This is a genomic window from Promicromonospora sp. NPDC057488, assembly GCF_042802395.1.
Classification (GTDB): domain Bacteria; phylum Actinomycetota; class Actinomycetes; order Actinomycetales; family Cellulomonadaceae; genus Promicromonospora.
Genome location: NZ_JBHVEG010000092.1, coordinates 1 through 25,085, shown reverse-complemented (window position 1 = coordinate 25,085; position 25,085 = coordinate 1). Strand labels below are relative to the sequence as shown.

17 protein-coding genes and 1 riboswitch are annotated in these 25,085 nt (G+C 73.5%); of the genes, 10 read left to right on the top strand and 7 right to left on the bottom strand.

Annotated features, from left to right (window positions below; genetic code table 11):
* Window positions 1-168 precede the first annotated feature (168 nt).
* Window positions 169-1,440 carry an ABC transporter substrate-binding protein gene (locus tag ACFU5G_RS18390; protein WP_377247823.1) on the bottom strand — a complete coding sequence of 424 codons (1,272 nt, stop codon included), beginning with the start codon at window positions 1,438-1,440 and terminating at the stop codon, window positions 169-171.
* A gap of 379 nt (window positions 1,441-1,819) precedes the next feature.
* Here ACFU5G_RS18390 and ACFU5G_RS18385 point away from each other — a divergent pair, with 379 nt between their 5' ends.
* The 7 genes from ACFU5G_RS18385 to ACFU5G_RS18355 all read left to right on the top strand — a co-directional run bounded on the left by ACFU5G_RS18385 (window position 1,820) and on the right by ACFU5G_RS18355 (window position 13,620).
* The gene (locus tag ACFU5G_RS18385; RefSeq protein WP_377247819.1) at window positions 1,820-2,938 is read left to right on the top strand and encodes an ROK family transcriptional regulator; all 1,119 of its coding nucleotides are present in this window, start codon (window positions 1,820-1,822) and stop codon (window positions 2,936-2,938) included.
* A complete protein-coding gene (locus ACFU5G_RS18380) occupies window positions 2,935-4,167 on the top strand; it encodes a substrate-binding domain-containing protein (RefSeq protein WP_377247816.1) in 1,233 nt (410 codons plus the stop codon). The genes ACFU5G_RS18385 and ACFU5G_RS18380 overlap by 4 nt, the downstream gene beginning before the upstream one ends.
* Window positions 4,164-4,940 carry an ATP-binding cassette domain-containing protein gene (locus ACFU5G_RS18375; protein ID WP_377247813.1) on the top strand — a complete coding sequence of 259 codons (777 nt, stop codon included), beginning with the start codon at window positions 4,164-4,166 and terminating at the stop codon, window positions 4,938-4,940. The genes ACFU5G_RS18380 and ACFU5G_RS18375 overlap by 4 nt, the downstream gene beginning before the upstream one ends.
* Complete coding sequence (locus ACFU5G_RS18370; RefSeq protein ID WP_377247810.1) at window positions 4,937-6,115, top strand: sugar ABC transporter permease; 1,179 nt, start codon at window positions 4,937-4,939, stop codon at window positions 6,113-6,115. The genes ACFU5G_RS18375 and ACFU5G_RS18370 overlap by 4 nt, the downstream gene beginning before the upstream one ends.
* Window positions 6,115-7,116 (top strand): LacI family DNA-binding transcriptional regulator, encoded by a 1,002-nt coding sequence (locus tag ACFU5G_RS18365; RefSeq protein WP_377247807.1) that lies wholly within the window; start codon window positions 6,115-6,117, stop codon window positions 7,114-7,116. The genes ACFU5G_RS18370 and ACFU5G_RS18365 overlap by 1 nt, the downstream gene beginning before the upstream one ends.
* Before the next feature lie 135 nt (window positions 7,117-7,251).
* On the top strand, window positions 7,252-11,550 hold the full coding sequence (locus ACFU5G_RS18360) for a GH92 family glycosyl hydrolase (RefSeq protein WP_377247804.1): 4,299 nt from the start codon (window positions 7,252-7,254) through the stop codon (window positions 11,548-11,550).
* Between the two features lie 501 nt (window positions 11,551-12,051).
* The gene (locus ACFU5G_RS18355) at window positions 12,052-13,620 is read left to right on the top strand and encodes a ricin-type beta-trefoil lectin domain protein (protein ID WP_377247801.1); all 1,569 of its coding nucleotides are present in this window, start codon (window positions 12,052-12,054) and stop codon (window positions 13,618-13,620) included.
* Window positions 13,621-13,786: 166 nt separating this feature from the next.
* Here ACFU5G_RS18355 and metE read toward each other — a convergent pair whose 3' ends face one another.
* Both metE and ACFU5G_RS18345 read right to left on the bottom strand, forming a co-directional pair.
* Window positions 13,787-16,183 (bottom strand): 5-methyltetrahydropteroyltriglutamate--homocysteine S-methyltransferase, encoded by a 2,397-nt coding sequence (gene metE / locus ACFU5G_RS18350; protein ID WP_377247798.1) that lies wholly within the window; start codon window positions 16,181-16,183, stop codon window positions 13,787-13,789.
* Window positions 16,184-16,191: 8 nt separating this feature from the next.
* Window positions 16,192-16,295: riboswitch (SAM riboswitch) on the bottom strand.
* 141 nt (window positions 16,296-16,436) lie between these two features.
* Window positions 16,437-17,882 (bottom strand): MFS transporter, encoded by a 1,446-nt coding sequence (locus tag ACFU5G_RS18345; RefSeq protein WP_377247795.1) that lies wholly within the window; start codon window positions 17,880-17,882, stop codon window positions 16,437-16,439.
* Between the two features lie 243 nt (window positions 17,883-18,125).
* Between ACFU5G_RS18345 and ACFU5G_RS18340 the strand changes: the two genes are divergently transcribed.
* Entirely contained in the window at window positions 18,126-18,968 is an 843-nt protein-coding gene (locus ACFU5G_RS18340; protein ID WP_377247792.1) for a helix-turn-helix transcriptional regulator, read from the top strand.
* Between the two features lie 104 nt (window positions 18,969-19,072).
* On the opposite strand, the gene ACFU5G_RS18335 is transcribed toward ACFU5G_RS18340, so the two are convergent.
* The 4 genes from ACFU5G_RS18335 to ACFU5G_RS18320 all read right to left on the bottom strand — a co-directional run bounded on the left by ACFU5G_RS18335 (window position 19,073) and on the right by ACFU5G_RS18320 (window position 22,849).
* Window positions 19,073-20,269, bottom strand: a complete 1,197-nt coding sequence (locus tag ACFU5G_RS18335; RefSeq protein WP_377247789.1) for a Cmx/CmrA family chloramphenicol efflux MFS transporter — start codon at window positions 20,267-20,269, stop codon at window positions 19,073-19,075.
* A 183-nt stretch (window positions 20,270-20,452) separates the two neighbouring features.
* A complete protein-coding gene (locus ACFU5G_RS18330; protein ID WP_377247786.1) occupies window positions 20,453-20,923 on the bottom strand; it encodes a GNAT family N-acetyltransferase in 471 nt (156 codons plus the stop codon).
* Window positions 20,924-20,982: 59 nt separating this feature from the next.
* Window positions 20,983-22,149 carry a hypothetical protein gene (locus tag ACFU5G_RS18325; protein WP_377247783.1) on the bottom strand — a complete coding sequence of 389 codons (1,167 nt, stop codon included), beginning with the start codon at window positions 22,147-22,149 and terminating at the stop codon, window positions 20,983-20,985.
* Window position 22,150: 1 nt separating this feature from the next.
* Window positions 22,151-22,849, bottom strand: coding sequence for an RNA polymerase sigma factor (locus ACFU5G_RS18320; protein ID WP_377247780.1), 699 nt, complete (start codon window positions 22,847-22,849; stop codon window positions 22,151-22,153).
* 345 nt (window positions 22,850-23,194) lie between these two features.
* Between ACFU5G_RS18320 and ACFU5G_RS18315 the strand changes: the two genes are divergently transcribed.
* Window positions 23,195-23,917, top strand: a complete 723-nt coding sequence (locus ACFU5G_RS18315) for a M15 family metallopeptidase (RefSeq protein WP_377247777.1) — start codon at window positions 23,195-23,197, stop codon at window positions 23,915-23,917.
* Window positions 23,918-24,260: 343 nt separating this feature from the next.
* Window positions 24,261-25,043, top strand: coding sequence for a MerR family transcriptional regulator (locus tag ACFU5G_RS18310; protein ID WP_377247774.1), 783 nt, complete (start codon window positions 24,261-24,263; stop codon window positions 25,041-25,043).
* Window positions 25,044-25,085: the final 42 nt, after the last annotated feature.

Genomic DNA, 25,085 nt, shown 5'->3' with positions numbered 1-25,085 from the left:
GGTTCGGGGCGGGGTTTCTCATGCGCTGGGGGGCCCCGACGCGCCGATTTTTTTACAGATTGTGGTTCCGGGGGGGGGGGGGCCGCCGCGGGGCGCCGGGGGGACGGACCCGACGGCGCGCGACGTACGGCGGTGTGCGTTACGCGGGAGCTTGTGGCACCCGTGGGATCAGCCCTGTGCGGCCGCGGCCAGCTCGGACTGGTACCCGGCGAGGTCGGACGCACCGGTGGTGAACTTGCTGGTGGCGTCAGAGATCGCGTTGAGCGTCGCGACCGGGGCGGCCGCACCGTGCGCCAGCGAGGACACGATCGTGTCGTTCGAGAACGACTCGATGGCGGTCTGCTGGTACTCCGAGAAGTCCGCCGGGTCCGCGTCGGTCCGGGCCGGGATGGAGCCCTTGGCCTTGTTGAACGCGACCTGCCCGTCGAGCGAGCCCACGGTCTCCAGCCACGCCTTGGCGCCGTCCGGGTGCGGGGCACCCACCGGCAGGGTGAAGGAGTCGGCCAGGAAGTCGAACACACCGTCGGTGCCCGGGACCGGGGCCGCCGTGAAGTCCGTGCCGAGGACCTTGTCCTGCTCCTCGAACGCCGCCACCGCCCAGTCGCCCATGACGTTGAACGCCGCGGTGCCGTCGATGACCATCTGGGTCGCCTCGGGCCAGTCGAGACCGTCACGGTCGTCGTTGGTGTAGCTCATCAGCGTCTCGAAGTCCTCGAGCGCCGCCTTGACCTCGGGGCCCTCCCAGTCGGTCGAGCCGTCCCACAGGCCGCTGTAGGCCTCCGGGCCCAGGTCGGCGAGGAGCACCGTCTCCAGCAGGTTGACCTGCGTCCACGTCGTGCCGACCGACAGCGCGGTGACGCCTGCCTTGTCGAGCTTGTCGAGGTCCGCCATCCACGCGTCGAGGTCGTCGTACGTCGCCTCGGGGTCGACGCCGTTGTCCTCGAGCACCGTCGGGTTGGCCCAGACGACGTTCGCGCGGTGGATGTTCGACGGGATCGAGTAGATCGCGCCGTCCTCGGTGGAGAGCCGGTCGACCAGGTCGGCCGGGAAGACGTCGGTCAGGCCGAACTCGTCGTACAGGTCGGAGACGTCCTCGATCTGCGCGGCGTCGATGTAGTCCTGGAGCTCCGCACCGGCGTGCGCCTGGAACGTGTCCGGCGGGTCCTGCGCCTGCAGACGGGTCTGCAGCAGGTCCTTCGCCGCGGAGCCCGCGCCACCGGCGACCGCGCCGTTGACGAACTCGATGTCGGGGTGCTGCTCGTTGAACACGCCGACGAGGGCGTCGAGGCCGGCCTTCTCGGATCCGGCCGCCCACCAGGTGAACACCTCGACCTGGTCGGCGCTGCCGCTCTCGCCGCTGCCTTCGCCACCGTCACCGCTGCCGCCGCACGCGGCCAGCGTGAGACCGAGCACAGCGGCTGTCGCCACCGTCGCGGTCATCCTCTGGTTCACTCGCATCTGGGGTCCCTCAACCTTCCTCGGTCGCTGGAGCACCGGCCCGGGGCGTCGACGTCGAACGCGGCGAAGGTGAAGTCGCTTCGTGCTCAGGACGACGTCGTTCTGGTGGACCGGCCGGGCGCGCCTGTACGCCCGTGAACCCGGGTCCTATCGAACGTCCATCGAACCTTGGTGTCAAGAAGTGAACGCAAGCGTCGCTCGATCGTGACCTGAACGTTCAGTTCGTGTATCCAAAACCGTCAAACCAGTCCGATTCCCGGCAGGAGCATGCCGGAAGGCGGTTACCCTGGGCGCTGTGCGCGCGGATCGGGTAACCCCCGGCTCGCAGACCTCACTGCGTGAGGCCAACCGAGCCAGGATCGTGAGCGCCGTCCAGCAGCGTGGCTCCCTCACGCAGATCGAGCTGGCCGGCGTCACAGGGCTGTCCCCGGCCACGATCTCCAACATCGTCAAGGAGCTCACGGTCGCGGGCGTGCTGCACACGTCGCAGTCGGTGCGCAACGGCCGCCGCGCCCTGCAGGTCACCCTCGCGCGCAACCTCGGCGTCGTGGCCGGCATCCGGTTCGGCATGCGGTCGCTCAACGTGGCGCTCGCCGACGCCTCGATGCGCGTCCTGGCCGAGCAGCGCATGCCGCTCGCCCCCGACCACCGGGCCGACGCCGGACTGCAGCGCACCGCGATGCTGATCCGCGAGATGCTTGAGTCCGTGGAGGCCGACCCGTCCGAGCTGCTCGCCGTGGGCGTCGGCGTGCCCGCGCCCGTCGACATCCGCACCGGCCAGGTGGTCACCGTCGGCATGATGCGCGGCTGGGACGGCGTGCACGTCGACGAGATCCTCGGCGCCGAGCTCGGCGTCCCCGTCACGGCCGACAACGACTCCACGCTCGCCGCGATCGCCGAGGCCCGGTTCGGCGCCGGCGCCGGGCACGACTCCGTCGCCTACATCCGTGTGTCCCACGGCGTGGGCGGTGGTCTCGTGCTGGGCGGCCGCGCGGTGCACGGCCGGTCCGGCGTCGCCGGCGAGATCGGTCATGTGTCCGTGGACGAGAACGGGCCCGTGTGCCGCTGCGGCAACCGCGGCTGCCTCGAGATGCTGGTGGGCGCCTCCAGCCTGCTCGCCATGCTGCCCCCCGAGGCCGGGCACCTCACCCTCGCCGACCTGGTCGCCCGGGCGCGGGACGGCGACGCCGGCTCGCGCCGCGTCGTGTTCGACGCCGGCCGCCACCTCGGCGTCGCGCTGGCCAACCTGTGCAACCTGGTGGACCCCGACGTCGTCGTGATCGGCGGCAAGCTCGCCGAGGCCGGCGACCTGCTGCTGGAGCCCCTGCGCACCTCCCTCGGGCAGCGGGTCGTGGCGACGTCGCGTGGCCCCGTCGAGGTGGTCCCGTCCACCCTCGGGGCCGACGCCGGGGTGCGCGGCGCGCTGGCCGCCGCCCTGGACCAGGCCCGGATGTTCGGCTCCCTCGGGGTGGTCTCGTGACTTCGCTGACTTCGCTGGCTTCGCTGACTCCGCGCCGCCGCGCCGGGGCCCTGCTCGCGGCGGGCGTGGCGCTCGCCGTCGGGCTGGGCGGCTGCTCGTCCGGTGGTACCGGCCCGGGCGGTGGCACGGCCGACGGCGCGGCCTCCGCGCCCTACGAGGGCACGATCGGGCTGCTGCTGCCGGAGGCGCAGACCGCCCGGTACGAGGCGTCCGACCACCCCACGTTCGTCGCCGTGGCCGGCCGCCGCTGCCCCGGCTGCACCGTGCTGTACGCGAACGCCGGCCAGGACGCGGCCGCGCAGCTCCAGCAGGCCGAGTCGATGCTCGCCCAGGGCGCCCGGGTGCTGGTGCTCGACGCCGTGGACACCGTGGCCGCCGCGGGGATCGTGGCGCAGGCCAAGCGGCTGGGGGCCGAGGTGATCGCCTACGATCGGTTCGTGGACGGCGCGGACTACTACGTGTCGTACGACTACGAGTTCATCGGCTTCCTGCTGGGCTCGGCACTTGCCGGTGCGGTCACGGAACGAGACGCTGAGAAGGACGCCGGCGCGGGATCCGGCACCGATACCGGCGCTGAGAACGGCACCGACGCCGACCCGGGCACGGGAGGAGCCGACGGGACGGCGGACGACGACCGGCCGGGAGTGCTGCTGGTGCACGGCTCGGCCACCGAACCCAACGCGCTGGCCATCGCCGCCGGCACCCGCCGCGCCCTCGAAGGAGAGGACATCGACGTGCTCGCCGAGTACTACACGCCCGACTGGAGCCCGGACAAGGCCACCGAGTGGACCGAGGCCATGCTCACCCGGTTCCCGGGGCAGGTCGACGGCGTGCTCGCCGCCAACGACGGCATCGCGGGCGGCGCGATCGCCGCGGCCAAGGCCGCCGGCCTCGACCCCGTGCCGGTCACGACTGGGCAGGACGGCGAGCTGGCCGCGGTGCAGCGCATCATCTCGGGCGACCAGTTCATGACGGTCTACAAGGCGACCGACCAGCAGGCCCAGACCGCCGCGGAGCTCGCGGTGCGCGTGCTGCGCGGCGAGGAGCCGCGCACCACCGCCGTCATCCAGGGTGTGCCCACCGTGCTCCTGGCGCCCCGCGCGGTGGGCGCCGCCGACGTGGAGCACGTGATCGTCGACGGGCACGTGTACACCACCGACGAGATCTGCGTGCCCGCCTACCGGGACGCGTGCGAGCGTGCCGGCCTGATCGGGAAGGGAGCCCGATGAGCGCCCCCGTGCTGTCCCTGCGCGGCGTCTCCAAGCGGTTCGGCGGTGTCCGGGCCCTGGTCGACGTCGACGCCGACGTGCACGAGCACGAGGTGCTCGCCGTCGTCGGCGACAACGGGGCCGGCAAGTCCACGCTCGCGGGCGTCCTCGCGGGCGCGTACCGGCCCGACGCCGGACAGGTGCTGCTCGAGGGCCGGCCCGTGGTGCTCGACTCGCCGGCCGCCGCCCGGGCGCTCGGCATCGCGGCCGTGTTCCAGGAGCTCGCGCTCGTGGACGACCTGGACGTCGTGGAGAACCTGTTCCTCGGGCACGAGACCCGGCGCGGCCCCCTGCTGGACGAGGTCGCCATGGAGCGCGAGGCGTGGCGCCTGCTCGACCAGCTCGCCGCGAGCGTGCCCAGCGTGCGCGACCCGGTCCGCACCCTCTCCGGCGGGCAGCGCCAGACCGTCGCCGTCGCCCGCGCGCTGCTCGGCTCGCCGCGCGTCGTCGTGCTCGACGAGCCGACGGCGTCGCTCGGCATGCGCCAGACCGCCGAGGTGCTCAACCTGATCGTCCGGCTGCGCGAGCGCGGGCACGCCGTCGTCCTGGTCAGCCACCAGGCCGGCGACCTGCAGGCCGTCGCCGACCGCATCCTCGTGCTGCGGCTCGGCCGGGTGCACGACGTCTTCGACGGCGACGCCTCGTACGAGGACCTGCTCGCCGCGATGACCGGCGCGGTGCGGCCCGGGGCCCGCAACCCGCGCGCCGACTCGGGCCGGGCGGTGCGCCGATGAGCGCGCAGCCCGGCCTGACCGGCGCCGTCTGGCAGCGGGTGCGCGGCGGTAACAGTCTGCTCCCGATCCTCGCTGCGCTCGTGGTGATCTGGCTGATCATGGGCGCCGTCAACCCCGCGTTCCTCGCGCCCGAGAACCTGGTCAACCTCACGCTGCAGAGCGCCCCCGTGGGCGTGATCGCCCTCGGCGTCGTGCTGGTGCTGCTGGTCGGCCAGATCGACCTGTCCGTCGGGTCGGTCAGCGGGCTCGCGGCGGCCGTGGTCGCCGTCGGCTCCGTGAACCTCGGCTGGCCCGTGGCGCTCGCGATCCTCGCGGCGCTGGCCTGCGGCGTGGTGGTGGGTCTGGGGTACGGCGCGCTCTCGACGCGGCTGGGCCTGCCGAGCTTCGTGTTCACGCTGGCCGGGCTGCTGTTCCTGGCCGGGGTGCAGCTGCGCGTGCTCGGGCCGATGGGCTCGATCAACCTGCCGTTCGAGTCGTGGTTCGTGCGCTCGGTGCAGCAGGGCTTCCTCTCGCCGGTGGCCGCCTGGACCCTCGTCGTGCTCGTCGTGGTCACGGTGGCGGTGGTCCAGGTCGTGGCCCGGGCCCGACGGCGGCGCGCCGACCTGCCCTGCGCGAGCGTGCCCCAGATCGTGGTGCGTACCCTCGTGCTGGCCGCGGTGCTCTCGGCGATCGCGGCCTACCTGGGCACCGCGCGCGGCATCGGGTACTCCGTGGTGCTGTTCGCCGCGCTGGTCGTGGTCACCGACGTGCTGCTGCGCCGCACCCGGTGGGGCCGGTCGGTGCGCGCCGTGGGCGGCGACCGGCGGGCGGCGATGCTCGCGGGTGTGCCCGTGCAGCGCACGGTCGTGCTGTGCTTCGTCGCGTGCTCCACGCTCGCCGCGCTCGGCGGCGTGCTCGCGGCGGGCCGCCTGGGCGCCGCGAACCAGGGCACCGGGGGAGCGGATACCTACCTGGTGGCCATCGCCGCCGCGGTGATCGGCGGCACGAGCCTCTTCGGCGGGCGCGGCAGCGCGTGGTCCGCGGTGCTCGGCGTGCTGGTCATCCAGTCGATCGCCAACGGGCTCACGCTGATGAACGTGGACCAGGCCGCGCGGTACATGGTCACCGGCGCGGTCCTGCTGCTGGCGATCATCATCGACATGCTGATGCGCAAGCGACGAGAGGGCCTGACGTGATGCGTCGTCCGACGTTGGCGGTGGTGGCGCAGGCCGCCGGGGTGAGCCTGAAGACCGCCTCCCGGGTGCTGAACGGGGAGCCCAACGTGGCGTCCGCCACGCGCGAGCGCGTGCAGGACGCCGCGGCGTCGCTGGGTTTCCGGCGCAACGCCGTGGCCGCCGACCTGGCCCGGGGCGGCCTGTCCCGCCTGGTCGGGTTCATCACCGGCGACCTGGCCAACGAGTTCTACTCCGCGCTGGCCAGCGGCATCGAGCGCGAGCTGCGGGAGCACGGGCTGCAGCTCCTGACGGCGTCGTCCGACGAGGACCCCGAGCGCGAGGCGTCGCTGACCGGCGAGCTGATCGAGCGCCGGGTCGGCGCGCTCATCGTCACGCCCGCTGGGGCCGACCAGTCGGCGCTCCGCGCCGAGATCGCCGCCGGGCTGCCCGTGGTGGTCGTGGACCGGCCTGCGGCCGGGATGGACGTCGACACCGTGGTCATCGACAACCGGGGCGGTACCCGGGCCGCCGTCGCCCACCTGCTGGTGCACGGGCACCGCCGCATCGGGTTCGTGGGCGACGAGCCGCACCTGTGGACCTACCAGGAGCGCAGCGCCGAGTTCCTCGCCGCGATGACGGAGGCCGGCGTGCCCGACGCGCAGCGGCTGGTCCGCTCCGGCGCGCACGACGCCGCTGCCGCCCGCGGCCTGGCGCTGGAGCTGCTCGGCGCGCCCGAGCCGCCCACCGCGATCCTCGCCGCGAACAACCGGGCCACCGTCGGCACCCTCCAGGCGCTGCGCGACACCCCGGGCGGCGCGGAGATCGCCGTGGTCGGGTTCGACGACTTCGAGCTCGCCGACCTGCTCGGCATCACCGTGGTGGCCTACGACGCCGTCGAGATGGGCCGGCGCGCCGCCGAGCTCGCCGTCGCGCGGTCCGCCGACCCCGACCGGACGGTCGAGCAGGTCGTGCTGCCCACCCGGGTCGTCACCCGGGGCAGCGGCGAGCGGCCGCCGCGCTGACCGGGCCGCGCTGACCTGACCGCGCCGACCTGGCCGCGCTGACCGGGTCGCGCCGACCCACCCGTTGACACCGGGCCTGGCCTGCACCTACGTTCGGCACGCGACAGCGCTGTCAGCCGACGAGGGAGACCACCCATGTCCATAGTCACCGGCCGAGCCAGATCCCGGCAGGCGGCCGCCGCTCTCTCGGGAGCGCTCGCCCTGCTGCTCGCGGTGCCCTCGGGCGCCGCGCTCGCGGCCCCCGGCGGAGGGCCGGGCGGGAGCGCCGGCGGCGACTTCGCCACCTCCTTCGAGGCCGACGACGCCGTGCCGCTGGAGAACACGCCGGCCGAGCGCGACGGCGCCCCGTGGCAGCAGAACGTCGGCGAGTTCGTCGTCGGCCTGCCGGGCAGCGTGCTGGACCGGGTGTCCGCCGTCGCGGCCAGCGCGGAGAACCTGCCGAACGAGGGCGCGGCCAACCTCGCGGACGCGTCGTCGGCCACCAAGTGGCTCACGTTCGCGACCACGGGCTGGGTCACCTACGAGACGACCGAGCCCACCACGGTCACGGCGTACGCGCTGACCTCCGCGAACGACTTCGCCGACCGCGACCCGCGCGCCTGGACGCTGCAGGGCTCCACGGACGGTGAGACCTGGGAGACGATCGACGAGCGCGCCGACGAGGCCTTCGAGGACCGCTTCGAGCAGCGGACCTTCGAGCTCGACGAGCCGACCGCCGCCTACACCTGGTTCCGGCTCGACGTCACGCAGAACGCGGGCGCGGGCATCGTGCAGCTCGCCGACTGGGACCTGTCCGCCGACCTCTCCGAGCAGCCCGCGGACCAGCCGATGACCACCGCCGTCGGCTCCGGGCCCACCACAGTCGACTTCACGAACAAGAAGGACGTCGGCTTCACCGGCACCGCCTCCCTGCGGTACGACGGCGGGCACCAGGCCGACGGCGCGGCGCACGCGACCAACGTGCTGTACGACGACGTCGACGTCCGCGTGGGGCGCGACACGCGCCTGAGCTGGAAGATCTTCCCCGAACTGCTCGGCGACCTGGAGTACCCGTCCACCTACGCGAGCGTGGACCTGAGGTTCACCGACGGCACGTACCTGTCCGACCTGGACGCGCGCGACGCGCACGGCACGGCCGCGACGGCCGCGGGCCAGGGCGCGGGCAAGATCCTGTACGCCGACCAGTGGAACTCCGTGCGCGTCGACCTCGGGTCGGTCGCGAAGGGCAAGACGGTCGACCAGGTGCTGCTCGGCTACGACAACGGCGGCGGATCGGCCGCCACGAAGTTCGCGGGCTGGCTGGACGACGTCGCCATCGAGGCCAGGCCGGAGCGCATCGACGGGGACAGCCTGACCAACTACGTGGACACGCGCCGCGGCACGCTATCCAGCGGGTCGTTCTCGCGCGGCAACAACGTGCCGGCCACGGCCGTGCCGAACGGCTTCAACTTCTGGACGCCGCTGACGAACGCGTCGTCGCAGAGCTGGCTGTACGAGTACCAGGCCGCGAACGACGAGCAGAACCGCCCGGTGCTGCAGGGCATCGGCATCTCGCACGAGCCCAGCCCCTGGATGGGTGACCGCAACCAGCTCGCCTTCCAGCCCGCCACGGGCGCGGGCGTGCCCGACGGCGGCCTGGACGCGCGCGGCCTGCCCTTCGACCACGCCGACGAGACCGCGCGACCCGACTACTACGGCGTGACCTTCGCCGACGGGATCAAGGCCGAGGTGACGCCGACCGACCACGCGGCGGTGCTGCGCTACACGTTCCCCGCGGCTGCTGGCGGCGGGGTCGGGCATGTGCTCGTCGACCGCGTCGCCGGGTCCTCGAAGCTGTCGTTCGACGCCGCGACCGGCGAGCTGAGCGGCTGGGTCGAGAACGGCAGCGGCCTGTCGGTCGGCCGCACCCGCATGTACGTGGCGGGCACGTTCGACCGCGCGCCGTCGGCCGTGGGGGAGGCGGCGGGCGACCGCGCCGGCGCCCGGTACGCGACGTTCGACACCAGCACGGACCGCACGGTCGAGCTGCGCGTGGCCACCTCGTTCATCGGGCTGGACCAGGCACGCGCCAACCTCGGCCTGGAGGTCACCGGCCGCTCCTTCGAGAAGGTACAGCGGGCGGCGGAGCGGCAGTGGAACGACCGGCTCGGCGTCATCGAGACGGAGGGTGGCAGCGAGGACGAGCTCGTCACGCTGTACTCCAACCTGTACCGCCTCAACCTGTACCCGAACTCGCAGTTCGAGAACACCGGCACCGCCAAGCGGCCCGTGTACAAGTACGCGAGCCCCGTCACCGCGCCGTCCGGCGAGGCGACCGACACCGCCACGAACGCCAAGATCACGGACGGCAAGATCTACGTCAACAACGGGTTCTGGGACACCTACCGCACGGCCTGGCCCGCGTACTCGTTCCTGTACCCGGACGTCGCGAAGGAGCTCGTCGACGGGTTCACGCAGCAGTACCGCGACGGCGGCTGGATCGCCCGCTGGTCGTCGCCGGGCTATGCGGACCTCATGACCGGCACGTCGTCCGACGTCGCGTTCGCCGACGCCTACCTCAAGGGCTCCCTGCCCACCGACAAGGCGCTCGACGCGTACGACGCCGCGCTCAAGAACGGGACCGTGGCACCGCCGAACAACGCCGTGGGCCGCAAGGGCCTGGAGACCTCGCCGTTCCTCGGCTTCACGCCCGAGAGCACCCACGAGTCCGTCTCCTGGGGCCTGGAGGGGCTGATCAACGACTTCGGCATCGGCAACATGGCCGCGGCGCTCGCCGAGGACCGCCGGGTGCCGAGGGAGCGGCGCGAGACGCTGCGGGAGGAGTCGGCCTACTTCCTGGAGCGCGCCACGCACTACGGCGAGCTCTTCGACCCTGAGATCGACTTCTTCCAGCCCCGGCACGCCGACGGCACGTTCCTGAACGCGCCCGAGGACTACGACCCGCGCACGTGGGGCGGCGGCTACACCGAGACGAGCGGCTGGAACTTCTCGTTCCACGCGCCCCAGGACCCGCGCGGCCTCGGCAACCTCTACGGCGGCCAGCAGGGCCTGGAGGACAAGCTCGACGAGTTCTTCGCCACGCCCGAGGACGCCACGCACACCGGCGGCTACGGCGGCGTCATCCACGAGATGCGCGAGGCGCGGGACATCCGGCTGGGCCAGTGGGGCATGAGCAACCAGGTCTCCCACCACATCCCGTGGCTGTACGACGCCGCGGGCGCGCCGCACAAGACCCAGGAGATCGTCCGGGAGGTCACGCGCCGTCTGTTCGTGGGCAGCGAGATCGGCCAGGGCTACCCGGGCGACGAGGACAACGGCGAGATGTCGTCGTGGTGGATCTTCGCCGCGCTCGGCCTCTACCCGCTGCAGGTCGGGTCGGACCAGTACGCCATCGGCTCGCCGCTGTTCGACAAGGCGACCGTGCACCTGCCCGACGGCGACCTCGTGATCAACGCGCGGGGCAACTCCGTGGAGAACGTCTACGTGCAGTCGCTGCGCGTGGACGGCAAGAAGCGCACCTCGACCTCCCTGTCGCAGGAGGACCTGTCGGGCGGCGCCCGGCTGGACTTCGTCATGGGGCCGGAGCCGTCTTCCTGGGGAACGGGCGAGGGCGACGCCCCGCCGTCGCTCACCGAGGGCGACGAGCCGCCGACGCCGGCCCGGGACGCCACCGCGGCCGGGACCGTGACGGTGTCCGACGGCACGGGGGCTGACGCCGTCGACTCCCTGGTGGACGACACGTCGTCCTCGCGCACCACGTTCGCGACCGGCACCCCGACGATCACGTGGGACGGGTCCGGCACGACGGCGACGGTGGGCACGTACACGCTCACCTCGGGCGTCGCGGGCACGGCCGCGCCGTCGGCCTGGCGCCTGGAGGGGTCCGACGACGGCGAGTCGTGGACGGTGCTGGACGAGCGGTCCGGCCAGGAGTTCCGCTGGGCGCTGCAGACCCGTTCCTTCGAGGTCGAGGACTCGGCGGAGTACGGGCAGCTGCGGGTCGTGGTCGAGGAGTCCGCGGGCGGTGGAGAGCTGTCGCTGGCCGAGGTCCAGCTGCTCGCCGACCAGGGCGGCGACGCCGAGGAGCTGCCGGTCACGACGACCACGACGCCGAGCGCCAAGGAGCGGGCCGAGGCTCGCGCCGTGGGCGAGGCCGAGGACGCGGCGAACGGCGTCACGGTGTGGGCCGCCCCGTCCTGCACGGACGGCGGCTCGACGCTGCGGATCGTGGTGGACGGCGCCGAGGGCGCGTCCGTCCGCGTCACGTCCGACTTCGGGACGGAGACGGTCAAGGGCGACGGCGAGCTGACCTTCGAGGCGGGCTCGGCGCAGGTCGGCACGGGGGCGGTGACCGCCGTCGTGACGGCGACCGTCGACGGCCAGCGGGCCACCGAGACGGTGACCGTGCCGTACCAGGCGGCGGCCTGCGGCTGACCCGCCTGGGCGGTCGCTTCGAGATCGGTCGGATGTCATGAGAGCGGTCGGTCAACTGACCGGTCTTATGACATCGGACCGATCTCAGATCCGGCCTGGGTGGGGGACCTGGGTCCCTGGGGCCGCGGGTCTCGCGGACCTGGACGGGGGGTCCGCCTCGGTGTGAAAGCTGAGGCGGGCCGCCCGTCGGGCTGTCCGGGGCGGGCTGTCCGGGGCGGTTCGTCCGGGGCGGCACATCGAGATCGGTCGGATGCGCTGAGACCGGTCAGTTGACTGACCGGTCTCAGCACATCGGACCGATCTCAGCACAGGCCTGAATGTGGGACCCCAGTTCACTGTGCGCCTTGGGTTTCGCATAAGGGATGGATAGGTACTTTCCACACAGGGTCGTCCCACCCGTTCTGGTGGTGCTGCGTCGTCAATACGCTCCGAGGCACACGAGGTTCCCCAGGCCTGACGAGGAGCACACCGATGTCCCGATCCCTGAGAACGTCACGTTCCGTGATAGCGCTGTCAGCCGCCGTGCTGATGGTCGGCACGGCGCTCACCGGCGCGAGCATGGCGGGCGCCGCCCCGGCGTCGCAAGACGCCCAGAGCGCGCAGAGTGTCCTGAGCGCCCAGGGCGCCGAGGGCGCCGACCGCCCCGGCGCCCTGCCCGACGGCCAGGTCCGCGCGATGGAGCGCGACCTCGGCCTCACGAAGGGCGAGATCCCCGCCCGCCTCGCCCGCGACGCTGACGCCGCGATCGTCGAGGCGCACCTGACCGCCGCGCTCGGCGACCGGTACGCGGGCACCTGGCTCCCCGACGGCGCCGATGCCCCGCGCGTCGCCGTCACCAGCGCGGCCGCCGCCAAGGTGGCCGAGCGCGCCGGCGCCGACGCCGTCGTCGTCGAGCACAGCCTGGACGACCTGACGGCCTGGAAGGAGTCGCTCGACGAGGTGGGCGCACCCGACTCGGTGCACGCCTGGTACGCGGACCCGGTGACCAACGAGGTGGTCGTCGAGGCGGCCGACACCGCGGCGGCGAAGGCGATGATCGCCGAGTCGGGCGTGCCGGCCGACGCCGTCCGGGTGGAGAAGTCGAAGGTCGCGCCGCAGACCGCGCGCGACATCCGCGGCGGCGACGAGTTCCACAAGCCGCTCGGCAACGGGTACGTGACCCTGTGCTCGATCGGCTTCGCCGTCTCGGGCGGATTCGTCACGGCCGGGCACTGCGGCTCGACCGGCGACCCGGTCAACGCGCCCGACGGCGCCGCGCTCGGCACCTACCGCGGCTCCACCTTCCCGGGCCACGACTGGGCGTGGGTGGGCACCAACGGCAACTGGACGCCCACCCCGGCGGTGAACAACTACGCAGGCGGCACGACGGCGGTCGCCGGCTCGAACGAGCAGGGCATCGGCGCGGCGGTGTGCCGCTCGGGCCGCACGACGGGCTGGCGCTGCGGCGTCATCCAGGAGAAGAACGTGACCATCAACTACGGGGACGGCGACATCCCCGGGATGGCGACCGGCTCGGCGTGCGCCGAGGGCGGCGACTCCGGCGGCTCGGTGCTCTCGGGCAACCAGGCCCAGGGTGTCACCTCGGGCCGCATCGGCGACTGCTCGTCGAACGGCCGGTTCATCTACCAGCCGGTCAACCCGATCCTGAGCAACTACGGCCTGCAGCTGACCACCACCGGCGGCGGAAGCGGGGGCCGGCCGCTGGTCGGCCTGGCGGGCAAGTGCATCGACGTGCCGAACTCGGACTTCTCCGACGGCAAGCGGCTCCAGCTGTGGACCTGCAACGGCACCGGCGCGCAGAACTTCGCGTTCCAGTCCGACGGCACGCTGCGGGCTGGCGGCAAGTGCATGGACGTCGCCGGGGCCAACACCGGCGACGGCACGGCCGTGCAGCTCGCCAACTGCAGCGGCAACCCGGCGCAGCAGTTCACGCTGAGCGGGGCCGGCGACCTGGTCTCGATCCTCGCCAACAAGTGCGTGGACGTGCCGAACAGCAACAGCGCGAACGGCACGCAGCTGCAGATCTGGACCTGCAACGGCACCGCGGCCCAGAAGTGGCGCGTGGGCTGACGGTTCCCCGTCGGTGAGCTCGGCCGCGCGGGCTCCACTGCGCGGCACGGCACTGCACTTCGAGGCCTAAGTTTCTTCGCTTTGAGACATCTCAGAGCGAAGAAACTTAGGCCTCGAAGCGGAGCCGCGGACAGCGCGGCAGCAGACCCGGGTCAGCGGGCCGGCGTCAGAGGGTCGCGCGGACCGCCTTCGCCGCCGTCACCAGGTTGGCCAGCGACTCCTTCGTCTCCGCGTACGCGCGGGTCTTCAGGCCGCAGTCCGGGTTGACCCAGACCAGCCGCGGGTCGATCGACTTGGCCGCGAGCTCGACCAGGTCGGTCACCTCCTCGACGGACGGCACGCGCGGGCTGTGGATGTCGTAGACGCCCGGCCCGATGCCGCGGCCGTACCCGGCGTCGGCCAGCTCGGGCACGATCTCCATGCGGGACCGGGCCGCCTCCACGGACGTGACATCCGCGTCGAGGCCGTCGATCGCGCCGATGACCTGGCCGAACTCCGAGTAGCACAGGTGCGTGTGCACCTGCGTCGCCGAGTCGGCGCCGGCGGTCGAGAGCCGGAACGAGCGCACCGACCACTCCAGGTAGCCGGGGTGCGCGGCCGTGCGGAGCGGCAGCAGCTCGCGCAGGGCGGGCTCGTCCACCTGCACGACGCCGATGCCCGCCGCCTCCAGGTCCGTCACCTCGTCGCGCAGCGCCAGGGCGACCTGGTCGGCGGTGTCGCCGAGGGCCAGGTCGTCGCGGACGAACGACCAGGCCAGGATCGTGACCGGGCCCGTGAGCATGCCCTTGACGGGCTTGTCGGTCAGGGACGCGGCGTACGCCGTCCACTCGACGGTCAGGGGCGCCGGCCGGGACACGTCGCCCCACAGGATCGGCGGGCGCACACAGCGCGAGCCGTAGGACTGCACCCAGCCGTTGACCGTCGTCGCGAAGCCGTCGAGCTGCTCCGCGAAGTACTGCACCATGTCGTTCCGCTCGGGCTCGCCGTGCACCAGCACGTCCAGGCCCAGCTCCTCCTGCAGCGCGACCGTGCTCGCGATCTCGGCGCGCATGGCGGCCGTGTAGTCGGCGTCGGACAGCTCGCCCCGCACCCACGCGGCGCGCGTGCTGCGGATCTCGGAGGTCTGCGGGAACGACCCGATGGTCGTGGTCGGCAGGGCCGGCAGGTTCAGCCGCGCCTGCTGCGCGGCCGCCCGCTCCGCGTACGGCGCGCGCTGTGCGTCGGCCGCGGTCAGGGCGGCGGTCCGCTCCCGCACCTGCGGGACGACGACGCCGGGCGCCTCGGCGCGGGAGCGCACCGCGGCCGTCGACTCGCCGAGCCGGTCGGCGACGGCCGCGCGGCCCTCGGCCAGGCCCGTGGCCAGCGTGGCGACCTCGGCGACCTTCTGGTCGGCGAACGCGAGCCACGACTTCAGGCCCGGCTCCAGGCGGGGCTCGTCGGCGACGTCGTGCGGCACGTGCAGCAGCGAGGTCGAGGTGCCGACGGCGAGTGCCCCTGCGCCGAGGCCGGTGCCCTGGGCCGCGAGGCCCTCCAGGACGGTCAGGCGGGCGTCGAGGTCGGCGCGCCAGATGTTGTGGCCGTCGATCACGCCCGCGACCACGGTCTTGTTCTCCAGGCCCTGCACGGGTCCGGCGGGCACCGCGCCGCGGACCACGTCGATCGCGATCGCCTCGACGTCGGTGCCGGCCAGCAGCGCGAGGCCGTCGCCCGCGTCGCTGCGCAGGTCGCCGTAGGGCGCGGTGACCAGGATCGCGGGGCGCTCGGCGGCGTCGTCCGAACCGGTGCCGGCGGGGGAGAGGTCGGTCGCCAGGCGGGCGTAGGCCCGGCGGACGGCGTCGGCCACCTCGTCGAAGGGGACGTCCAGCAGGTCGGTGACCAGCGCGGGCTCGTCGAGCTGGACCCAGGGCGCGCCCGCGGCGGCCAGCGTGCGCAGCAGCTCCCCGTACGCGGTGACGACGTCGTCGAGCCGGTCCAGCGGGCGGAAGCCCTCGGGGGCGTCGTCGGCCGCCTTGCTGAGCAGCAGGAACGTCACCGGGCCCACCAGCACGGGGCGGGTGACGACGGCCTGGCCGCCGTCGGCCGGGTGCGCCAGCTCGGTGAACTCGCGCACGGCGCGGTCGTCGACGAAGCCGATCGGGGTGTCCGGGCCGATCTCCGGCACCAGGTAGTGGTAGTTCGTGTCGAACCACTTGGTCATCTCGAGCGGCGCCCGGTCGCCCTCGCCGCGGGCCACCGTGAAGTAGGCCGCGAGCGGCAGGTTGCCCTCGTCCGTGGTGAGCCCGGCGAACCGCTCGGGCACCGCGCCCAGCAGCGCGACGGCGTCGAGCACCTGGTCGTAGTAGGAGAACGAGCCGGGGACGGCGGCGGTCCCGGCCTCCAGGCCCAGGTCGACGAGGCGGCGCGCGGTGGCGAGCCGCAGGTCGCGGGCGGTCGCCTCCAGCTCGTCGGCGGTGGTGCGGCCGGCCCAGAAGGACTCGACGGCGCGCTTGAGCTCGCGCCTCCGGCCGATGCGCGGGTAGCCCAGGATCGTGGCGGTGGGAAGGTGCGGGTTCGTGACTGCCATGCGTATCAGCTCCATCGGACCTGGCGTTAGCACCTTGCCCCGAGATTGGCGCCTCGGAGGTAGGTTGCTGCGGTGTCGTGGAGCCAGGACTCTCGACCGCTCTGGATGATGAGATCTGATCGTAGGCATGCCCGAGATGTGGTCGGCAAACCGTCCACGCCTCGGGACGGCTGGTGACCTCCGAGGTCAGCTCGGAAAAGTGTGCCAAGCGACCGCACGATCCCGGCGCCCCGAGGCCGGACTGTCGGGACCGCTACCCGGTCACCCGCCGGCCCGCCGGCCGTGCCACCCGGCGTCCCGTCGGCCGTCCAGTCGGCCGTCCAGTCGGCCGCAGCGCGGCCGCGAGGGCGACGCCCGCGACCAGGCACACCGCGGCGTTGACCGCGATCGCGACGCTCAGGCCGAGCACGGTCCCGCCGCCGGGCGTCGTGGCGGTGACGACCGCCGACATCACCGGGATACCCAGCGCGATGCCGACCTGCTGGCTCATCGTCGTCAGGCCGGTCGCCAGGCCCTGCTCGTCGTCGGGGAGACCGGAGGTCGCCGTGACCATGAACCCGACGATCGCCACCAGGTTCGCCACACCGCCCACGAAGGTCAGGGCCAGCAGGACGACGAGCCACCCGGGCAGCTCCCCGAGGAGCGCCAGCGGTGCGGTCGCGACGGCCTGTGCCACGAGCCCGAGCACGATGGCGCGCCGCCCGCCGACCGCGCCGATCACGCGTGGCCCGACCATGCCGCCCAGTACCGTGCCCGCTCCGAGCACCGCGAAGACGAAGCCTGTCTGCAGGGGTCCGAGGCCACGGACCTCCTGCAGGTAGAGAGTGAGCAGGAAGACCAGGGACGTCTCGGTGGCGAACGCGACCAGCCCCGCGGCGTTGCCCCAGCCGACGGTCCGGCGCGCCAGGATGCCCAGCGGGACGAGCGGGTGCTCGACCCGGCGCTCGATCAGGACGAACGCCGCCAGCAGCGCGCCGGCGAGAGCGAGCGCGGTCCAGCTCGCCGGGGCCGCCCACGAGTGCTCGGCCGCCTGGGTGAGCCCGTGGACGCCCGCGGCGAGCGCCAGCGTGATCGCGACCGCACCGGGTGCGTCCAGCCGGGCGCGGCGTGTGGGTCGCGTCTCGCGCAGCACCATCGGTCCGACGACGAGGACGGCGACCGCCACGACGACGTTGACGAAGAATGCCCAGCGCCAGCTGACCAGGCCCGCGAACAGCCCGCCCAGCACGGCCCCGGACGTGAACCCGGCCGCCATCAGTGCCCCGTTCAGACCCAGCGCCCGGTCGCGCAGCGGGCCCTCCGGGAAGGACGTGGTGATCAGCGAGAGCGCCGCCGGGGTGACGGCGGCCGTGGCGACGCCCTGCGCGACCCGAGCTGCCAGGAGCAGCCAGGCGACGTCCGCGAGCCCGCCGGCCACCGAGGCCGCGCCGAGCAGCGCCATCCCCGCCAGGAACTGCCGCCGTCGGCCGAAGAGGTCGGCGGTGCGCCCGAAGAACAGGGTGAGACCGGCCGCGCACACCGCGAACGAGGTGGCGATCCATTGCAGGTCGGGCAGCGCCAGCCCGACGTCGGCCCCGATCTGTGGGAGTGCAACGTTCAGGATCGAGAAGTCCACGGCCAGCGTGAAGCTCGCCGTGAGGAGGACCGCGAGGGCGAGACGCTCGCGGACGGGCGTCGGAGGTGTCGATGAGGTTCGCATGACGACGACGATCGGCGTCCCCGGCGGGCCGGACCAGCACCCGGTGCTGCGTACCCCTGGCAGGGTCACCCTGACCGCGACGGGAAGGGCGACACTGGGACCATGCGGAGCGAGGCGGGTCACGGGGTGGACCAGGTGGATCGGGCGGGCCGGACGGCTGGGGTGGACCGGACGGCTGGGCTGGACCGGACGGACGGGGCGGGCCGGCCTGCCGGTCGACGATCGGGGCGGCCGGGGCGGCCGGTGACCGAGGAGCTCGGCGACTTCCTGCGCACCCGCCGGGACGCGATCACCCCGGCGGCGTCCGGCCTGACCAGCTGGGGTGCCCGGCGCGTGCCGGGCCTGCGGCGAGAGGAGCTCGCGCAGCTGGCCGGCATCTCGGTGAACTACTACACGCGCCTGGAGCAGGGGCAGTCGGCCAACGCAGGCGAGTCGATCCTGGAGTCGCTCGCCCGGGCGCTCCAGCTCGACGACGACGAACGAGCGCACCTGTTCGCGCTCGCCCGGCCGACCCCGGCCCGGCGTCGGCGGGCGGCGCCGGCCGAACGACCCAGCGGCGGAGTGGTGCGGCTGCTGGCCGCCATGCCGGACGTGCCGGCTCTGCTCCTGGGGCGGCGCAACGACATCCTCGCCTGGAACCCGCTCGGGCACGCCCTGCTCGCCCCGCACCTCGATCCGGCGGCGCCGGCGAGTGTCGGCTCGCGGCCCAACCAGATGCAGCTGCTCTTCCTGGACCCGCACACGCGCGAGCTGTACCGGCACTGGGAGGAGGAGGCCGCGCTGGCCGTGTCCTCGCTCCGGTACACCGCCGTGCGGCACCGCGACGACCGGGCGCTGGCCGAGCTGATCGGCGAGCTGAGCCTGAGCAGCCCCGAGTTCGCGCGGCTCTGGGGGCGGCACGACGTCCGGCTGTGCTCCAGCGGCACCAAGTACCTGCGTCACCCGGAGGTGGGGGACCTGGAGCTCGGCTTCGAGGTGCTGCACCTGCCCGACACCGACGGCCAGCGGCTCCTGACGCACACCGCGGCGCCGGGATCGGGGTCAGAGGCCGCGCTCCGGCTGCTCGCGCGCGGGACGGCGGTCTGAGGGCTGGGTGTCGGGGGCCGGGCATCGGAGGGCCGGGTTTTGGAGGGCCGGGCATTGGAGGGCCGGGCGTCGAGGTCGATCGGCGTCCGGCCCTCCTCGCCTCGTCAGGCCACCGGGACGGTTGTCCGGCGTCGGGCCGTGGCGAGCCGGAGCAGGACGGCGGCGCCCGCCAGCGCCGCGCCGACCACCAGTGGCCCGGCGGTCCCGAGCGCGGCCAGGCCGACCCCGCCGAGCAGCGGGCCGCCGACCGCCCCCAGGTTCAAGGCGACCGTCGAGAAGGCCCCGCCCATCGTCGGTGCGCCCTGGGCTGCCGCCATGGCGCGCGCGATCAGCGTGCTGCCCACCGCGAAGGACAGCGCGCCCTGCACCGGCGCCAGCACCCACAAGGCCGCCGGGTTGCCGGCCAGTGCCGCCCACGTGATCCACCCCAGGACCAGGGTGGGCCCGGCGACGTCGAGCAAGAGCCGGCCGCGGCTGTCGGCGAGGCGGCCTGCCGCCGAGACTCCCGCGAACGCGCCGAGCCCGAACAGCGCGAGCACCACCGGTACGAGCGACGGGCCGAGGCCCGCCCCGTCCGTGACGACGACCGCCAGGTAGGTGAAGGCGCAGAACGTCGCGCCGTTGACCAGCACCCCGAGTGCGAGGTGCCGTTGGAGGTCCGGGGACCGGAGGGTGCGGAGCTCGGCCCTGAGGCCGAGCCTGCTCGGGTCCCCGGTGTGGCCGCTCAGCGCGGAGCGGGTCGCGCCTTTACGGCCCGGTCGGTCTGGTGTCAGCCGGAGGACGGCGACCAGGGCCGCGGTGGCGAGCCCCGCGATGGCCCAGAGCGCGGACCGCCAGCCCCAGAGCTCACCCAGCAGCGCGCCCGCGGGGACGCCGGCGACCAGGGCGAGCGTCGTGCCGCCGAGGAGCACGGACAGGGCCCGGGCGCGCCGTCCGGCCGGGACCACCAGGGTGGCCGTCGACAGGGCGACCGCGAGGAAGCCGGCGTTGGCCAGGGCGGCCACGAACCGGGTGCCGAGCAGCACGCCGAAGCTGTCGGTCAGCGCGCCCGAGACATGGGCCAGGACGAACACGGCCAGGCACGCGGACAGGGTCCGGCGCGGGGGCAGGCGGCGTCCGACGGCGGCCGTCAGCGGCGCGCCAACCACCATCCCGACCGCGAATCCCGAGGTCAGGTAGCCGGCTTGGGCGACCGAGACGCCGAGGTCGGCGGAGATGCCGGGTACGAGCCCGGCGAGGACGAATTCCGACGTGCCTTGCGCGAAGACCGCGACCGCGAGCACGTAGAGCAGGACAGGCATGAACGACTCCGAAGGGGGAGAGGGAACGGGTAGGCCTGGTCGGCACTACGGGCCCTTCGGATGCGCTCTGGTCGCCCGCTCCGTCAGGGAAGCGGGCCGCGAGGTGTGGCCTCGGTGATCTCTACAGGGGCATCTCGGGCTACCGGAGTACCGGCAGCCCGAACCTGGATGCTTCTGGAGACCTCATGCGGTGAAGCTAGCACGCACGGGCAGCGGACGGCGCCAGGCGACCTCGCGGTCGAGCTGGCCCGTCGAGCGGAACAGCGCGACCTGGTGGGCGTCGGGCAGGGCGGCGGCGAGCGCCTGCGTGGTCGTGGGCCCGAAGCCGAGCTTCTGCCAGAAGCCGCCCGAGCGACGGGAGAACAGCCAGGCCTCGCCCGCCCCGGCGTCGGCGGCCCGGTCCAGCGCGAACCGGGCCAGGCGCAGGCCGGCCCCGGTGCCACGCAGGTCGGGCCGGACGGCGACGCTGCGGACCAGCGCGTGCGCGGCGTCGCCGCCGAGCTCGAACCCCGTGGTCGTGGCGACCGCGCCGTCCTGGTCCCGCTCCAGCCAGAGGTGGACGGCGGGCTCCGCGAGTGCGGCGACCGTCAGGTCGGCTGTGCGCAGGAACGCGGCCAGGTCGTCGAGGTCGGCGGAGGTGGCGCGGTGGAGCACGGCGGGAGCCTATCGGGGTGTGGGTGTGGGTGCGGGTGCGTGCCCGGGTCCGGGTTGGGTCATGGGCGGCCGGTGTCGTTCGTGGGCGACATGCTGGGCTCGTTGCAGCCCGCCCAGCTGAGCTCGCTGTGCACGCGGAACTGCTTGCCCTCGTCGCCCTCGGCCCAGATCTCGACGTCGCTCGGCAACCAGGTGGTGGTGTCGACGAGCAGCTCGACCCGGGTCATGACGCCGCCGCGCACCGCGGTGTCCGAGGGGATGATCCGGATCCGGGCGACGGTCTGCCCGCCGACTCGCTCGACGTGGACATCGTCGGTGCCGAGCCCTGCCGTACCGAGGCCCGCCGTGCCGAGGCCCGCCGTGCCGAGGCCCTGGGTGTCGTAGTCCTGGGTGTCGAGTTCTCGGGTGTCAGAGTCCTGGGTGTCGACGCCGTCCAGGGCAAGGTCCTGGTCTGTCCGGTCGTTCGCGCTCGTTCGGCTGTTCGTGCCGTCGTACCCGGGCAGCCCGAGCACGACTGCGGCCGACGCCGCCTGCAGCACCTCCAGGGGCTGCTGGTCCAGGGTGGTCTTGGGGGCTGCGATGCCCGTCCCTTCGACGGGGTCGAAGCGCAGCGCCGAGTTGTCCCCGAACGTCGACCGGGTCTTGACGCCACAGCTCCCGCCCGACATCGCCTTGCCCGCACGGGTGACGACATCCCCCGGTGTCATCCAGCTGGTGGGCGACGGCGACGCGCCGTCTTCTGGGGCGACGACGCCGGGCGTGCTCGGGGTCGAGCCGGGCAGGGCGCCCGGTGCGAGCATGTTGGTCAGGCTCACGGTGAGGACCGCGGCGGTCGCCGCCGCGGCGCTCCATGCGAGCACCCGCCCGCGGCGGGTTGACCCACGGCGGGTTGACCCGCGGCGCAGCGCCGTCGGGACCTGGCCGGTCGGCGCGCCGGCGTCGCGAAGCAGCACCTCGACATTCCCGGTGTCGGGCCAAGCATCAGGCCAAGCGTCGGACCTGGCACCGGAGCCAGCACCTGACCCAGAATTGGGCCCGGTATCGGGCCAGGCCGCGTGGTCGGAATCGTCGGGACCGAACCCGCTCGGGTCCAGGGTCGTCCCGTCGTGGCCGGTCGAGGTGCCGTTCGCCCGCGCACGGGACTCGGCGTACACCCGCCGCAGGTCCAGCTCAGGATCGGCCCCGCGCAGCGCGCGGCGGGCGCGGGTCAGCTCGTCGTCGTCCACGTCAGGCTCCTTCCTCGATCAGTCGGGCGTACGCGGCGCGCAGGCGCCCTCGGGCCCGGTGCACCCGGTTGGCGGCGACGGCAGTGGTGCAGCCGAGCACCTGGGCCACCTCCGCCGTCGAGAGCTCCGCGGCCGCCAGCAGTGCGATGACCTCCCGGTCGGCCGGGCGCAGCAGGTCCATGGCGCGACGGAGCTCGTCGAGCTCGCCGACCAGGCGGACGTCGTCCGCGCCGGCCGGGGCAGGATGGGTCCCGACCCGGTCCACGAGAGCCGTGCGCCGGTGCTGGGCGCGTACCTGGTTGGCCAGCACGCGGCGGGCGACGGCCAGGAGCCAGGCGCGCGGGTGGTCCGGCAGCTCGCCCTTGCGCCACGCGATCGCGAACACCTCGGCGACGACGTCCTCCGCCTCGGCAGCGGGGAGGCGTGCACGGGCGTACCGGTACACGCCGTGCGCGTGCGTCGCGAAGAGCTCCTCGGTGCGTTCGGGCGTGAGCGTGCCCGGGACGACGCGATGCGACTCGGTGTTGGTGGCCAGGGCGGACTCCGGTGTGCCGATGGTGGTCAGGGGCGAACAGCGGTCAGGAACGAAAAGTGGTCGGGAACGAATAGTGGTCGGGAGCGGCTGGGGGTCGGGAACGGCTGGGGAGGCGCTCTCGATCGGTGCCTTCAAACGGTTGGTGTCCGGCGTCGTCGCGGCCATGTCACGCAACGTTTGTGACCCACGTCACAGTGCGCGGCTGAGATGCCGTGCGTGTCGCCGTACACCGACCGGGTTGTGACCATCTTCCTGGACCGACTGTCCCTGCCACGTATCGCCGTCGTCATGCTCGCCGTCGCGCTCCTGTCCACGGGGTGCGCTTCGGGTGCGGCTCGGGCGACGTACGAGACGTCGGCCTCGTCAGGGTCGGAGACAGCACACGGAGGTCCGGCGGCGGACGGGGCGGCTGCCGGCGGGGCGGGTTCAGGTAGCGCGGCTGCTGACGGCGCGGGCGCTGAGAGGGCGGACAACGGAAGCACGGAGGACGGAAGCACGGGCGACGGAGATGTGGACACCGGCGGTCTCGACCCCGATGCCCGCACGGGTGGGGTCCCGCCGAGCGACGGCTCGGCGCCCGCGGGTTCGGATTCCGGGGGTGTTGAGGACTCAGCGGGTGCCTCCGCCGAGGCGGCCCCCGGCATCGACCTGGCGGCCCACTCGCCCAAGGACCCGGCGAGCCCGTGGGTGGTCGTGAACAAACGGGTGGCCGTCGACCCGGTCGACTACGAGCCGGACCTGACGACGGTCCGTGGCTACCTCGTGCGCCCGGACGTCGCGCCCGACCTCACCGCGCTCCTCGCCGCAGCCGAGGATGACGGTGTGCGCCTGACGCTGCGCAGCGCCTACCGGGGCTACTCGAAGCAGGCCGTGGTCTACGAGGGCTGGGTGGCGCAGCTCGGCAGGACGCAGGCCGACGCGGTGTCGGCGCGCCCGGGGCACAGCGAGCACCAGACGGGCCTGGCGGTGGACGTGGGCGGCAGCAGCCGGCCGGAGTGCGACTTCGAGCCGTGCTTCGGCGACACGCCCGAGGGCCGGTGGGTCGCCGAGCACGCAAGGAGCTTCGGCTTCCTGGTCCGGTACACGCCGAAGAACAAGGCCGTGACGGGGTACGCCCCGGAGGCGTGGCACCTGCGCTGGGTGGGTCGTGACCTGGCGGGACACCTGAGCGAGACCGGCCTCAGCACACTGGAGGAGGTGTTCGACGTGCCGGGCGGGGGTTATGCCCGCTGACGGGCTTGACCTTGCCGTAGCGGCAACCTTGCACGCTGCGGTCATGACCACTTCAGCCAGAGCGGCACCGACCACACGGACCACACCGAGCACATCGACCACACCGAGCGCATCGGCACCAGCCGCACCGGTACCAGCGGCACCGCAGGCGAACGCCCCGGTCTCGGGCGCCCGAGCGTCGGGCTTGTCGGCGTTCGGCACCTCGGCTCCCGGTACCGCGATCGGCCCGGCAGGCGCAGGCGGCGGCCGATCCAGCGTCGGCCCGGCAGGCAGTACCTCAGCAGGCAGTGCGCCAGCAGCCGTCGCTGGGCATGCGAACGAACTCGGGAGGAGACACTAGGGCATGCTGACCATCGGCCAGGTCGCGGCGTACGCCGGCGTGACGGCGCGCACCGTCCGGCACTACCACGCCGTCGGGCTGCTCCCGGAGCCGGGGCGCGACCATTCCGGGTATCGCCGGTACGGCGCGCAGGCGGTCGTGGACCTGATCCGGATCAGGGTCCTGGCCGACGCCGGCGTCCCGCTGGCCCGGGTCCACGACCTCCTGCGGGCCGACGACGCGGAATTCGCGGCCGCCGTCGCCGAGATAGACACCCGTCTCCGGTCGGAGATCGTGGAGCGCGAGCGGCACCGGGAGCGCATCACCCGGCTCGCCGCGGGGGACAGCCTGGCCCTGCCGCCGGAGGGTGCGGCGTACCTCGACCGGTGGCGTGCGCTCGGCATTCCTGAGCGGGTCGTCCAGATCGAGCGGGACAGCTGGATCCTGTCGCTCGCCGTGTACTCGCGGGAAGAGATCGCCACCGCCATGGTGAACAAGGGCCGGCTGCTGGACGACGCCGAGTTCGTCGACGTCCTGCGTGCGATCGGCGAGGGGATCGACTGGGAGCCGGACGATCCGCGGCTGCCCGGGCTGGCCGACAAGGTGGCGGCCGTGCTCGACCGCCACGCCGAGTGGTCCGGCGGCGGGTCGGGCGAGATGGAGCGCGCGCTCGTCGAGCAGTTCGACTCGATCGCCCTGGACTCCATCCCTGCGGGACGTCGGCTGGAGGCGCTGCTCGAGGAGCGCGGCTGGTCGGGCTGGACCCGCCAGAAGCGGGTTCGGCCGCGGGGCGCCGTCGACGAGTGAGTTGAGCACAGCGGTTGCTGCCAGGGCAGCGGATCCCTGGCA